This window comes from Streptomyces sp. (genome assembly GCF_019510245.1).
Classification (GTDB): Bacteria; Actinomycetota; Actinomycetes; order Streptomycetales; family Streptomycetaceae; genus Streptomyces.
Genome location: NZ_JAEKKT010000127.1, coordinates 108611 through 121459 on the forward strand (window position 1 = coordinate 108611; position 12849 = coordinate 121459).

Sequence of the window (12849 nt, forward strand, 5' to 3'; positions counted from 1 at the left end):
CGCCCGGCCGATCTCCCGGCTCAGCCGTTGAACAGCTGTGTCGCTTTCTGTACGAGTTCGTACACGCCGTAGGCGAACGGCGCGCCCACCCAAATCCAGGCGACGGCGATCAGCCAGCGGCGGTCCGGCTCAGGCCGGCTGCTCTCGTTCGACATCGACGGCCTCCCTCGGGGCGGGGATGTGGTGGCGGGCGTGGACGGGGCGGACCAGCTCGTTGGCGAGGAACCCGACGACGAGCAGTCCGATCATGATGCCGAAGGACAGGGTGTAGAGGTCGGAGCCGTGCTTGCCGGCCTCCTTCTGGTGGTCGGCGATCCAGTTGACGATGAGCGGGCCGAGCACACCGGCGAGGGACCAGGCGGTGAGCAGCCGGCCGTGGATCGCGCCGACCTGGTAGGTGCCGAAGAGGTCCTTCAGGTAGGCGGGCACGGTCGCGAAGCCGCCGCCGTAGAAGGAGAGGATCACCAGGGCGCAGAGGACGAACAGCGGCTTCGAGGAGTTGCCGAACAGGGCGATGAGCAGGTACATCACGGCACCCACGCCCAGGTAGACGCGGTAGATGTTCTTGCGCCCGATCAGGTCCGAGGTGGACGACCAGCCGATCCGGCCCGCCATGTTGGCGGCGGACAGCAGGGCGACGAACCCGGCCGCCGCGGACGCCGACACCGGCGTGGAGCTGTCGGCGAAGAAGTCCGTGATCATCGGCGCGGCCTTCTCCAGGATGCCGATGCCGGCGGTCACGTTCATGCACAGCACGACCCACAGGCACCAGAACTGCGGGGTGCGGATCGCGCTGTTCGCGGAGACCTGCACGCCCCCGAAGGCGCTCGGCGCGTCCACGACCGGCTTCTCGGTGCGCGGGACGCGGATCAGGAGCACGCCGAGGGTCATGAAGACGGCGTACGACAGCCCGTGCACCAGGAAGGCGAGGGCGATGCCATCGTTGTCACTGCCGAAGGACGAGAGCATCTGTGCGGACCAGGGCGAGGCGATCAGCGCGCCGCCGCCGAAACCCATGATGGCGATGCCGGTGGCCATGCCGGGCCGGTCCGGGAACCACTTGATCAGCGTGGAGACCGGGGAGATGTAGCCGATGCCGAGGCCGATGCCGCCGACGAAGCCGTAGCCGAGGACGATCAGCCAGTACTGCTTGGTCTCGGCGCCGAGTGCGGAGATCAGGAAGCCGGAGGAGAAACAGATCAGGGCCACCGTCATGGCCCAGCGCGGTCCGTTGCGCTCGACGAGGGTGCCGCCGAACGCGGCCGACAGGCCGAGCATCACGATCGCGAGCTGGAAGGGCAGCGCACTCTCGGTGCCGCTCAGGTTCAGCGCGGATTCGAGCGGCGGCTTGAACACGCTCCAGGCGTAGGCCTGGCCGATGGAGAGATGGACGGCGAGGGCGGCGGGCGGGACGAGCCAGCGGCTCCAGCCCGGCGGTGCTACAGGGGGGGCTGCTCATGAATCCCGAACGGTAGGGCCCCGCACGGTGGTTGAGAACCCGACGGGTCGATCGTATGCGATGAGCGGTATCCAGAATGCGCTGAACGGTCATGGCCGGGACTCTTGCCGCGCTCAAGTCCATACTGTAGACAATATTTCGTCGACACGATTCGGCCGCCCGTCGGCCGCCTCCGCGGTATCCCTCAAACCGAACGGAGCGTTCCGTGAAAGTCGCAGTCCTCGGCGCCGGTGCGATCGGCGCCTACGTCGGTGCCGCGCTCCACCGCGCGGGCGCCGACGTGCACCTCATCGCCCGTGGACCCCATCTGGCGGCCATGAGGCAGTACGGAGTCCGGGTGCTCAGCCCGCGCGGCGACTTCACCGCGCACGCCCACGCCACCGACGACCCGGCCGAGGTCGGCCCGGTCGACTACGTCTTCCTGGGCCTGAAGGCCAACTCGTACGCGGCGTGCGGGCCGCTGATCGAGCCGCTGCTGCACGAGCGGACGGCGGTGGTCGCCGCCCAGAACGGCATCCCCTGGTGGTACTTCCACCGGCACGGCGGCCCCTACGACGGCCACCGCGTCGAGAGCGTCGACCCGGACGGCACGGTCAGCGCCGTCCTCGCCCCCGAACGCGCCCTCGGCTGCGTGGTGTACGCGGCCACCGAGCTCGAAGCCCCGGGCCTGGTACGGCACTTGGAAGGCACCAGGTTCTCGGTCGGCGAGCCCGACCGCAGCGTCTCCACGCGCTGCCTGCGGTTCAGCGAGGCCATGCAGTCCGGCGGGCTGAAGTGCCCCGTGGAGCCGGACCTGCGCAACGACATCTGGCTCAAGCTGCTGGGCAACATCTCCTTCAACCCGATCAGCGCGCTGGCCCGTGCCACCATGCGGCAGATGTGCCTGCACGGCGGCACCCGGCGGGTCATCGAGATCATGATGCGCGAGACGCTGGACGTCGCCGAGGCGCTCGGCTGCGAGGTCGGGGTCTCCATCGAACGCAGGCTGGCGGGCGCCGAGAAGGTCGGCGACCACCGCACCTCCACGCTCCAGGACCTGGAGCGCGGCAGGCCGCTGGAGCTCGACGTGCTGCTCGCGGCCGTCGTCGAGCTGGCGGAGATCACCGGCGTGGCGGTGCCCACCCTGCGCACCGTGCACGCCATCTCGGACCTGCTCGCACTGAGGAGCGCCGCATGAGCCGCACGAGCCGCACGAACCGCACGAGCCGCACGAACCGCCCGGGGAAACGGCAGCCGAAGACCTACACCCGGCTCACCCACCCCCTGATCCGGGACTCCCGCGACGAGCCGTTCCGGCGGGCGAGCTGGGAGGAGGCCCTGGACCGCGCGGCCCGCGGCCTGGAGCGCAACCGCGACGCGTTCGGGATGTTCTCCTGTGCCCGTGCCACCAACGAGATGAACTACGTGGCCCAGAAGTTCGCCCGGGTGGTGATGGGCACCCACAACGTCGACTCCTGCAACCGGACGTGTCACGCCCCGAGCGTGGCGGGCCTGAGCGCCGCCTTCGGCTCCGGCGGCGGCACCTCCTCGTACGAGGAGATCGAGCACACCGACGTCATCGTGATGTGGGGCTCCAATGCCCGCTTCGCGCACCCGATCTTCTTCCAGCACGTGCTGAAGGGGATCAGGAACGGCGCCCGGATGTACGCCGTCGACCCGCGCCGCACCTCCACCGCCGAGTGGGCGGAGAGCTGGCTCGGGCTGAACGTCGGCACCGACATCCCGATGGCGCACGCGATCGGCCGGGAGATCATCCGTGCGGGGCTGGTCAACGAGGCGTTCGTCGAGCGGGCCACCACCGGATTCGAGAAGTACAGGGCGCTGGTCGAGCCGTGGACGCTGTCCCTCGCCGAGAAGGTGACGGGCGTACCGGCGCGGGCGATACGGGAGCTGGCGCACGCCTACGCCCGCGCAGAGCGCGCCCAGCTGTGCTGGACCCTCGGCATCACCGAGCACCACAACGGCACCGACAACGTCCGCGCCCTGATCAACCTCTCCCTCCTCACCGGTCAGGTCGGCCGGTGGGGTGCCGGGTTGCAGCCGCTGCGCGGCCAGAACAACGTGCAGGGCGGCGGCGACATGGGCGCGATCCCCAACCGGCTGCCCGGCTTCCAGGACATCCTCGACCCCGAGACGCGGCTGAAGTTCGAGTCGGCCTGGGACACGGTCATCCAGCCGCACTACGGGCTGAACCTCACCGAGATGTTCGAGGCGATGGAGGAGGGCACACTCAGGGCCGTCTACTGCATCGGCGAGAACCCCGCCCAGTCCGAGGCCGACAGCGAGCAGGCGGTACGGCGGCTCCAGGCCCTCGACTTCCTCGTGGTCCAGGACATCTTCCTCACGAGGACGGCGGAGCTGGCGGACGTGGTGCTGCCCGCGACCGCCGGCTGGGCGGAGACCGAGGGCACGACGACCAACAGTGAGCGCCGGGTCCAGCGGGTGCGCCGTGCGGTCACCCCGCCCGGCGAGGTCCGCGAGGACATCGACATCATCTGCGAGCTGGCGGCCCGGCTCGGCCACGACTGGAAGTACCGGGACGCGGAGGCCGTCTGGAACGAGCTCCGCTCCCTCTCCCCGGACCACTACGGGATGACGTACGACCGGCTCACCGAGTACCAGGGCATCCAGTGGCCGTGCCCGAGCACCGAGCGCCTCGAACCGACGTACCTGCACGGCCGGTTGTGGGAGACGGACCCGGACCGGCGCGGGATGCCGGCGCCCTTCGGGCTGGTCCGGCACGATCCGCCGGTGGACCTCACCGACGAGGACTTCCCGATCCGGCTCACCACGGGGCGACGGCTCGACTCCTACAACACCGGAGTGCAGAGCGGCGGTTACGCCTCCCCGCTGCGGCGCGGCGAGTACATCGAGCTGTGCCCGGAGGACGCCGAGCGGTACGGGGTGGCCGTCGGCGAGGAGGTCCGGGTGTCCTCGCGGCGGGGCGCGGTGGTGGCCCCGGTCTGGATCGACACGGCGCTGCGGCCCGGTCTGGCCTTCATGACCATGCACTTTCCCGACGAGGTGGACACCAACCAGCTGACGATCGAGGCGAACTGCCCGATCGCGGGGACGGCGGAGTTCAAGGCGTCGGCGATCCGTATCGAGAAGCTCCCGGTCGCGACCATCGTGAGGTGACCAAGTGGACCTGCACTTCGGCGACAGCAAACCGACGGACGACGAACGGGCCGCCGTCGACGCCCTGTTGGGCCCTCCGGAGTCCTCCTGGGAGGGCGCCGACCGTTCCGACGCCGATCTGCGGTGGGCGCGTGGCGGCCGGGAGGCCCGGGACCGCCGCGACCTGCTGCTGCCGGGGCTGCACGCGATCAACGACCGGATCGGCTGGATCAGCGAGGGCGCCCTCGGCTACCTGTGCCGCCGCCTGACGGTCCCCCCGGCGGAGGCCTACGGGGTCGCCACCTTCTACGCGATGTTCTCCGTCGGGCCCCGTCCGGCGACCGTCCTGCACGTCTGCACGGACCTGGCGTGCATGGCGGCCGGGGCGTCCGACCTGTGCGCCGGGGTGGAGGAGGGTCTCGGCCCCGGGGTGCACGTCGAGCGCAGCCCCTGTCTGGGCCTGTGCGAGCGCGCCCCGGCGGCCCTCGCGATCAGGGCCGGGGACCCGGTGCGTACGGCGGTGGCGGCCCCGGCGGCGGTCGCCACGGCCGTCCTCGCGGCCACCGCGCCCGACTCGGCCCCGGAGGAGCCGCCGGCGGCGAGCGCCGTACCCCAGGCGGGACGGGAAGGTCTGACCCTGCTGCGACGGGTGGGCGTGGTCGACCCGGCCTCGCTCGACGACTACCGGGCGAACGGCGGCTACACCGCCCTGCGGCACGCCTTCGCGCTCGGCCCCGCCGGGGTCATCCGCGAGGTCACCGACTCGGGCCTGGTCGGGCGCGGCGGTGCCGCCTTCCCCACCGGCCGCAAGTGGCAGGCCACGGCGTCCCAGCCGGACCGCCCGCACTACCTGGTCTGCAACGCGGACGAATCGGAGCCGGGCACCTTCAAGGACCGCGTGATCATGGAGGGCGATCCGTACTCCCTGGTGGAGGCGATGACGATCGCGGCGTACGCGATCGGCGCGCACCGGGGCTTCGTCTACCTCCGCGGCGAGTACCCGCGGGCGACCCGCCGTCTCCGGCACGCGATCGACCAGGCCCGCGCCCGGGGCTTCCTCGGCGACGACGTCCTCGGGCAGGGCTTCGCCTTCGACATCGAGATCCGGCGCGGTGCCGGGGCGTACATCTGCGGTGAGGAGACGGCCCTGTTCAACTCCATCGAGGGGTTCCGGGGCGAGCCGCGCTCGAAGCCGCCGTTCCCGGTGGAGAAGGGGCTGTTCGGGAAGCCGACGGTCGAGAACAACGTGGAGACGCTGGTCAACGTCCTGCCGATCCTGACCATGGGCGCCCCGGCGTACGCGGCGATCGGCACGGGGAGGTCCACCGGCCCGAAGCTCTTCTGCGTGTCGGGGAGCGTGGCCCGCCCCGGAATCTACGAACTCCCCTTCGGCGCCACGCTCGGCGAACTCCTCCGACTGGCGGGCGTGCGCGAGAACGTGCGGGCGGTCCTGCTCGGCGGTGCCGCGGGCGGCTTCGTACGGCCGGACGAACTCGGCATCCCGCTCACCTTCGAGGGCACCAGGGAGGCCGGCACCACGCTCGGCTCGGGTGTGGTCATGGCCTTCGACGACACCGTCCCGCTCCCGCAACTCCTGCTCCGGATAGCCAGGTTCTTCCGGGACGAGTCCTGCGGGCAGTGCGTGCCCTGCCGGGTCGGGACGGTCCGGCAGGAGGAGGCGCTGCACCGGATCGTCGCGCGCACCGGCGCCGACGCGGCCGGGGACGTCGTGCTGCTGCGCGAGGTGGGCCGGGCGATGCGGGACGCCTCGATCTGCGGTCTCGGCCAGACCGCCTGGAACGCCGTGGAATCCGCCATCGACCGTCTGGGGGCGTACGAATGACCGTGACACCGCTGGGGATCCCGCGCCGGCTGCTGGAGTTCACGATCGACGGCGATCAGGCACGGGTCCCGGAGGGCTCGACGATCCTGGACGCCTGCCGCGCGGCCGGGAAGGACGTACCGACCCTGTGCGAGGGCGACACGCTGCGCCCGAAGAACGCCTGCCGGGTGTGCGTGGTGGAGGTGGAAGGGGCCCGGACCCTCGTGCCCGCCTGCTCCCGCAAGGCCGAGCCGGGGATGGTCGTACGGACGGGCAGCGAACGCGTCCGGCACAGCCGCAGGATCGTACTGGAACTGCTGGCCTCCTCGGTCGACATGTCGACGACCCCACGCGCCGCCGAGTGGATCAAGGAGTACGAGGCGAAACCGGACCGCTTCGGCCCCGACGCGGCCCGCCTGAACGAGGAGCCCAGGGTCGACAACGAACTGTACGTGCGCGACTACTCCAAGTGCATCCTCTGCTACAAGTGCGTGGACGCCTGCGGGGACCAGTGGCAGAACAGTTTCGCGATCTCCGTCTCCGGCCGCGGCTTCGACGCCCGGATCGCCGTCGAGCACGACGCGCCGCTGACCGACTCGGCCTGTGTCTACTGCGGGAACTGTGTGGAGGTCTGTCCCACCGGGGCTCTGTCGTTCAGGTCGGAGTTCGACATGCGGGCCGCGGGTACCTGGGACGAGTCGCGGCAGACGGAGACGACGACCGTGTGCGCGTACTGCGGTGTGGGCTGCAACCTCACGCTCCACGTGCAGGACAATGAGATAGTGAAGGTCACCTCGCCGCACGACCACCCGGTGACCCACGGCAACCTCTGCATCAAGGGCCGTTTCGGCTACCAGCACGTACAGAACCGGGGCTGATCAGGACATGGGACGAGTCACGGAACGACGCAAGGTCATCCGCATCCGCGACGGAGCGGTCTCCGCCCGGCCGGACACGCTCGTCGCCGAGGAACCGCTGGAGATCAGACTCAACGGGAAACCCCTCGCCATCACCATGCGCACGCCCGGCGACGACTTCGCGCTGGCGGCCGGGTTCCTGGTGAGCGAGGGGGTGCTGGCGGCCGCCGGCGACCTGCAGAACATCGTGTACTGCGCGGGCGCCACCGTCGACGGGTCCAACACCTACAACGTGGTCGACGTGCGGACCACGCCGGGCGTCACGCTCCCGGACTTCACCCTGGAGCGGAACGTCTACACGTCCTCGTCCTGCGGGCTGTGCGGCAAGGCGAGCCTCGACGCGGTGCGTACGACGGCCCGCTGGCCGATAGCCGACACTCCCCCGGTCCGGGTGGAGCCCGAGCTGCTCGCGAGCCTCCCCGACCGGCTCCGCGCCGCGCAGCGGGTCTTCGACCGGACCGGGGGGCTGCACGCGGCGGCCCTGTTCACGGAGGACGGCGAGCTGCTGGACGTCCGCGAGGACGTGGGCCGGCACAACGCGGTGGACAAGCTGGTCGGCCGGGCCCTGCAGAACGGCGACCTGCCGCTGTCCCGGACGATCCTGCTGGTCTCCGGGCGCGCCTCCTTCGAGCTGGCGCAGAAGGCCGTGATGGCCGGCATCCCGATGCTCGCGGCGGTCTCCGCGCCGTCCTCGCTGGCGGTGGACCTGGCGGCGGAGACCGGGCTGACCCTGGTCGGTTTCCTGCGCGGCAGCAACATGAACGTGTACGCGGGCGAGGACCGTATCGCCCTGCGGGCCGCGGCCGCCCAGGGCTGACCGGTTCCCCGCGGCACGGCGGCGGGGCCCCGACCGGCGGGGAGCGCCCCCTGCGCCGCAGGGGCCCCGCCTCGGTCCGGTGTCCCGCGGCGCCGCGAAACGCGCCTCAGCCGGAGTCGGCCCCCGCTCCCGCGACGCGCGCCGCCGCCTCGGCGAAGGCGGCGACCAGCGGGGAGCGACGGCCGGCCGCCCAGGCCAGCAGCACCCGGTCGGGTTCTGCGTCGACGACCGGGACGTAGACGATGTCGGAGCGGGAGTACTGCTCGGCGGCCGAGCGCGGCACCATCGTGATCGCGGTGCCGGCGGCCACGCACTCGAACTTCTCCTCGATGGTACGCAGCGGCAGGTCGCCGGGCCGGGGGTCGTTGTAGCGGAGCCACCGCTCGCCGTCGAGGTCCGAGAGGGAGATCTCCTGCTTCCCGGCGAGCCGGTGCCGGTCGGGGAGCATGGCCACGCGGGGCTCGCTGTAAAGGGGCCGCAGTTCGAGACCCGCCTCCCGGACCGGCAGCCGTACATAGGCGATGTCGACCGTGCCGTCGAGGATCAGGTCCTCCTGGTCGTCCCATTCCACCCGGCGGGCATTGGCCTCGACGTCCGGATGTGCCGCGGTGAAGGCACGCAGGGCCCGGGTGACGACGACACCGGCGCGGAAACCGACGACGAGCCGCCGCCGGCCGCGCGCCGCCTGCACGACCCGGCGCCGGGCCCCGTCGGCTGCGGCCAGCAACTGACGGGCTTCTTCGAGGAGTTGGTACCCGCCGTCGGTCAGCGTCACGCCGTGGCTGTCCCGTACGAACAGCTCGGCCCCCAAGTCCTTCTCCAGGGCGCGGATCTGTCGGCTCAGCACGGGCTGGGCGATGTGCAGCCGCTCCGCCGCCCGGCCGAAGTGGAGGAGTTCGGCGACCGCCGTGAAGTAGCGGACCTTGCGCAGATCCAGGTCCATGACCGCGGCTCCTTCCCGGTGGCGATGTCTTCAGGGTATCGCCGACGCCGAAAGAGGTCTTGGACGGCCGAGGGAGCGGGACCGCAGGCTGGAGACGTCCGAACGGGACGGAAACACCGGCTTGGAAAGGGATCAGCCATGGCTCTGCAGGGACAGCGCGTCGTCGTCATCGGGGGTACCTCGGGTATCGGGCTCGCGGTCGCGGAGGGCGCGGCGCGGGAGGGCGCACGGGTGGTCGTCGCCTCGCGCCGGCAGGAGAGCGTCGACGCGGCGCTGAAGGTGCTGCCGGAGGGCACCGAGGGACAGGTGCTGGACGCGTCCGACGAGGACGCGGTGCGCGGCTTCTTCACGCGGATCGGGGCGTTCGACCACCTGGTGTACACGGCCGGTGACTCGATCCTGCTGGAGACGCTGGCCGACACGGACATCGCGGCGGCCCGGAGCTTCCTGGACACCCGGCTGTGGGGCGCGTACGCGGCGGTGAAGTACGGCGCCGGGTCGCTCCGCCCGGGCGGGTCGGTGGTGCTGACCACGGGCACGGCGGGGCGCCGGCCGCTGTCCGGTTCGAGTGTCGCGTCGGCGCTGTGCGGGGCGATGGAGTCGCTGACCCGGGCGCTGGCCGTGGAGCTGGCGCCGGTGCGGGTCAACGTGGTCTCGCCGGGGGTGGTGCGGACCGAGCTGTGGCGGGACCTGCCGGAGCCGGTCCGCGAGGAGCTCTTCCGGTCGTCCGCCGAGTCGCTGCCGGTGGGGCGGATGGGCGAGCCGGCGGATGTGGCGGAGGCGTACCTGTACCTGATGCGTGGGGGGTACAGCACCGGGTCGGTGGTGGTCGTGGACGGCGGCGGGACGCTGGTCTGAGCGACCGGGCGGTCAGGCGGGGCCGAGGCGGACGTCGGCGGCGGTGACGACCGTGCCGAGGCGCGGGAAGTCGAGCCGGACGGAGGCCTCGTGCTCGGCGCCGGTGAGGGCGGCCATGGCGTCCTCGACGAAGACCAGGTCGTAGCCGAGGTCGGCGGCGGCGCGGGCGGTGGACTCGACGCCGAGGTTGGTGGCGATACCGCCGAACACCAGCCGGGTGACGCCGAGCCGGCGCAGCCGGGCGTCGAGTTCCGTGCCCTGGAAGCCGCCGATCGTCCGCTTGACGATCTCCACGTCCCCCTCCTTCCGGAGTCCGGCGACGAGTCCGCTGCCCGGCGGCTGCTCGGCGAGGGAGGGCCGCTCGACGCGGATCAGCACCACGGGCGCGCCGGCGGCGCGGAAGGCGCGGGCCAGCTCCTCGGCGGTGTGCAGGACGTCGGTGCCTTTGCGGGGCTCCAGAGGCAGCGCGACGATGCGGTCCATCAGGTCGACGAGGACGAGGGCGGTGCGCGCCGGATCGAGCGTCAGGGGTGCGGTCATGACGGAACGTTAGCCTTCATGAGCCGTCCGTACCGGAAATCCGGATCAACAGGCCCGTGAACGGGTCGCGTTCCGCAGCCGACAGCGGGGCGGGCGGCGTGTCGGGGGAAGGGGGCTTCGGCCCCGCCGGGCGATCGGGACCCGGGGCGGACCCGGTCAGGGTCGGGCCGATCCCCTGACCGGTGGCTCAGCGGCCGGTCGTCCCCGTGCCGACCGCCGGACGTGACTGGGCCGCCGGGGCGGGCGGCGACGCGGCCTCCTCCTGGGCCTCCGGGTCGTGGGCGCGACGCTTGGCGATCACCGCGCACACCATGAGCTGCATCTGGTGGAAGAGCATCAGCGGCAGCACGGCCAGCGAGGCGTGGGCGCCGAAGAGGACGCTGGCCATCGGCAGCCCGGAGGCGAGGGACTTCTTCGACCCGGCGAACTGGATGGCGATGCGGTCCCCGCGGCCGAAGCCGAGCGCCTTGGCGCCGTACCAGGTCAGCAGGAGCATCACGGCGAGCAGCACGGCCTCGACGGCGAGCAGCCCGGCCAGCCGGACTGCGCTGACCTGGTGCCAGATGCCCCGGACCATGCCCTCGCTGAACGCGGTGTAGACGACGAGCAGGATGGAGCCGCGGTCGACCAGGCCGAGGATCCTCTTGTGCCGGGCGATGAAGTCCCCGATCCACCGGCGCAGCAGCTGCCCGGCGACGAACGGCACCAGCAGCTGGAGCACGATCTTCACGATCGAGTCCGCGGAGAACCCGCCGCCGCTGTTGCCGAGCAGCGCGGCGGCGAGCAGCGGCGTGAGGACGATGCCGACCAGCGAGGAGAAGGAGCCGGCGCAGATCGCGGCCGGCACGTTGCCGCGGGCGATGGAGGTGAAGGCGATCGAGGACTGGATGGTGGAGGGCACCAGGGTCAGGAACAGCAAGCCCTGGTAGAGCGGATGGGTGAGCAGGACCGGCACCAGGCCGCGGGCCGCCAGGCCGAGCACCGGGAAGATCACGAAGGTGCAGACCAGGACCGTGACGTGGAGCCGCCAGTGCCGCAGCCCCTCGACGGCCTCACGGGTGGACAGACGGGCGCCGTAGAGGAAGAAGAGAAAGGCGATCGCGGCCGTGGAGGCGCCGGAGGCCACGTCGGCGGCCGTGTCCCGGGCCGGAAGGAGCGCGGCGAGGCCTACCGTCCCGAGCAACAGCAGGACGTACGGGTCGATCGGCATCCGACTGGGCCAGGTCAGGCGTTTCACGGTGCTCCACTTGCGGGTCGGTCAGGGTGTCGTGCCGGCCGGTACGGCCGGGTTCTCGCCGGGGCCGGAAGGGCCCCCTCCATCGTCCTCCTCCGACACTTGATCGGGAATCCGGCATACCGCTCTGACTGCCATCGCGATCCGCGATAACATGTCCGAGTGTACGACCCTTCACAGCTGCGCACCTTCCTGGCGGTCGCCCAGACGCTCAGCTTCACCCAGGCCGCCCGGCGGCTCGGGCTGCGCCAGTCCACGGTGAGCCAGCATGTGCGCCGCCTGGAGGACGCGGCCGGCCGCCAGCTGTTCTCCCGGGACACGCACTCCGTGGAGCTGACCGAGGACGGCGAGGCGATGCTCGGTTTCGCCCGCCGGATCCTGGAGGTGCACGAGCAGGCGGCGGCCTTCTTCACCGGCACCCGGGTCCGCGGCCGGCTCCGCTTCGGCGCGTCGGAGGACTTCGTCCTCACCCGGCTGCCGGAGATCCTGGAGGGCTTCCGCCACGACCACCCCGAGGTCGACCTCGAGCTGACGGTGGAGCTCTCGGGCACCCTGCACGAGCAGCTGGCCGCCGGGAAGCTGGACCTGGTACTGGCCAAGCGGCGCACCGAGGACCCGACGGGCGAGCTGGTCTGGCACGACGACCTGGTGTGGATCGGCGCGGAACGGCTCCGCCTGGACCCCGCCCGCCCGGTCCCGCTGATCGTCTATCCCCCGCCGGGCATCACCCGCGCGCTGGCCCTGGAGGCGCTGGAGCGCCAGGGCCGCGAATGGCGCATCGTCTGCACGAGCGGGAGCCTCAACGGCCTGCTCGCGGCGGCCCAGGCGGGCCTGGGCGTGATGGCCCACTCGAAGGGCCTGATCCCCCCGGGCCTGTTCCGCGTCCCGGACCGCGCGGGCCTGCCGGAACTGGGCAAGGTCGACTTCGTGCTCGTACACGGCCCGAGGCGATCACCGGCACAGGCAGCGGCGGACGCCCTGGCAGCGGCAATCCTGACCAGCGGAGCCCGCTTGAGATCGGGCTGGCCTGCGGCGGCACGGAGATCGCCTGCATGACCCGGCCGCGCAGGCGCGGCCGTCGACCTCCAGCGCGCTGAGCAGTTGCACGTCCAACGGGTCCAGCGTGTCGGATTCCAGCTCCA

At 71.7% G+C, this 12849-nt stretch carries 11 protein-coding genes and 1 pseudogene; 7 read left to right on the forward strand and 5 right to left on the reverse strand.

Going from position 1 to position 12849, the window contains the following annotated elements; translation table 11 throughout:
• Positions 1-20: 20 nt before the first annotated feature.
• Both JF597_RS15145 and JF597_RS15150 read right to left on the reverse strand, forming a co-directional pair.
• A complete protein-coding gene (locus JF597_RS15145; RefSeq protein WP_293994368.1) occupies positions 21-155 on the reverse strand; it encodes a hypothetical protein in 135 nt (44 codons plus the stop codon).
• A pseudogene (locus JF597_RS15150) lies at positions 130-1452 on the reverse strand (OFA family MFS transporter); the annotation flags it as partial. The pseudogene JF597_RS15150 and the gene JF597_RS15145, both read right to left, overlap by 26 nt.
• Positions 1453-1664: 212 nt before the next feature.
• On the opposite strand from JF597_RS15150, the gene JF597_RS15155 reads away from it, so the two are divergent.
• Genes JF597_RS15155 through fdhD form a run of 5 tightly spaced genes read left to right on the forward strand, consistent with a single transcriptional unit; the run spans position 1665 to position 8132 of the window.
• A complete protein-coding gene (locus JF597_RS15155; protein ID WP_293994372.1) occupies positions 1665-2636 on the forward strand; it encodes a 2-dehydropantoate 2-reductase in 972 nt (323 codons plus the stop codon).
• The gene (locus tag JF597_RS15160) at positions 2633-4597 is read left to right on the forward strand and encodes a molybdopterin-dependent oxidoreductase (protein WP_293994374.1); all 1965 of its coding nucleotides are present in this window, start codon (positions 2633-2635) and stop codon (positions 4595-4597) included. Before JF597_RS15155 ends, JF597_RS15160 begins: the two co-directional genes overlap by 4 nt.
• Positions 4598-4601: 4 nt before the next feature.
• A complete protein-coding gene (locus JF597_RS15165; RefSeq protein WP_293994376.1) occupies positions 4602-6419 on the forward strand; it encodes an NADH-ubiquinone oxidoreductase-F iron-sulfur binding region domain-containing protein in 1818 nt (605 codons plus the stop codon).
• Entirely contained in the window at positions 6416-7276 is an 861-nt protein-coding gene (locus JF597_RS15170) for a 2Fe-2S iron-sulfur cluster-binding protein (protein WP_293994379.1), read from the forward strand. Before JF597_RS15165 ends, JF597_RS15170 begins: the two co-directional genes overlap by 4 nt.
• A gap of 7 nt (positions 7277-7283) precedes the next feature.
• Positions 7284-8132 (forward strand): formate dehydrogenase accessory sulfurtransferase FdhD, encoded by an 849-nt coding sequence (gene fdhD / locus JF597_RS15175; RefSeq protein WP_293994382.1) that lies wholly within the window; start codon positions 7284-7286, stop codon positions 8130-8132.
• 106 nt (positions 8133-8238) lie between these two features.
• Here fdhD and JF597_RS15180 read toward each other — a convergent pair whose 3' ends face one another.
• Positions 8239-9075 (reverse strand): LysR substrate-binding domain-containing protein, encoded by an 837-nt coding sequence (locus tag JF597_RS15180; RefSeq protein ID WP_293994385.1) that lies wholly within the window; start codon positions 9073-9075, stop codon positions 8239-8241.
• 138 nt (positions 9076-9213) lie between these two features.
• Here JF597_RS15180 and JF597_RS15185 point away from each other — a divergent pair, with 138 nt between their 5' ends.
• Positions 9214-9933 carry an SDR family oxidoreductase gene (locus JF597_RS15185; protein ID WP_293994388.1) on the forward strand — a complete coding sequence of 240 codons (720 nt, stop codon included), beginning with the start codon at positions 9214-9216 and terminating at the stop codon, positions 9931-9933.
• Positions 9934-9945: 12 nt separating this feature from the next.
• Here the strand turns inward: JF597_RS15185 and JF597_RS15190 are convergent, their stop codons facing one another.
• Together JF597_RS15190 and JF597_RS15195 are read right to left on the reverse strand one after the other, a co-directional pair.
• Positions 9946-10473 carry an isochorismatase family protein gene (locus JF597_RS15190; protein ID WP_293994390.1) on the reverse strand — a complete coding sequence of 176 codons (528 nt, stop codon included), beginning with the start codon at positions 10471-10473 and terminating at the stop codon, positions 9946-9948.
• A 187-nt stretch (positions 10474-10660) separates the two neighbouring features.
• On the reverse strand, positions 10661-11710 hold the full coding sequence (locus JF597_RS15195; RefSeq protein WP_293994392.1) for a bile acid:sodium symporter family protein: 1050 nt from the start codon (positions 11708-11710) through the stop codon (positions 10661-10663).
• Positions 11711-11869: 159 nt separating this feature from the next.
• Between JF597_RS15195 and JF597_RS15200 the strand changes: the two genes are divergently transcribed.
• Complete coding sequence (locus tag JF597_RS15200) at positions 11870-12763, forward strand: LysR substrate-binding domain-containing protein (protein WP_293994394.1); 894 nt, start codon at positions 11870-11872, stop codon at positions 12761-12763.
• The last annotated feature ends 86 nt before the right edge of the window (positions 12764-12849 follow it).

Coding starts and splice junctions, on each gene's coding strand:
- JF597_RS15190 (WP_293994390.1), bottom strand. CDS start 10,473: ATGACCGCACCCCTGACGCTCGATCCGGCGCGCACCGCCCTCGTCCTC.
- JF597_RS15170 (WP_293994379.1), top strand. CDS start 6,416: ATGACCGTGACACCGCTGGGGATCCCGCGCCGGCTGCTGGAGTTCACG.
- JF597_RS15160 (WP_293994374.1), top strand. CDS start 2,633: ATGAGCCGCACGAGCCGCACGAACCGCACGAGCCGCACGAACCGCCCG.
- JF597_RS15145 (WP_293994368.1), bottom strand. CDS start 155: ATGTCGAACGAGAGCAGCCGGCCTGAGCCGGACCGCCGCTGGCTGATC.
- JF597_RS15185 (WP_293994388.1), top strand. CDS start 9,214: ATGGCTCTGCAGGGACAGCGCGTCGTCGTCATCGGGGGTACCTCGGGT.
- JF597_RS15180 (WP_293994385.1), bottom strand. CDS start 9,075: ATGGACCTGGATCTGCGCAAGGTCCGCTACTTCACGGCGGTCGCCGAA.
- fdhD (WP_293994382.1), top strand. CDS start 7,284: ATGGGACGAGTCACGGAACGACGCAAGGTCATCCGCATCCGCGACGGA.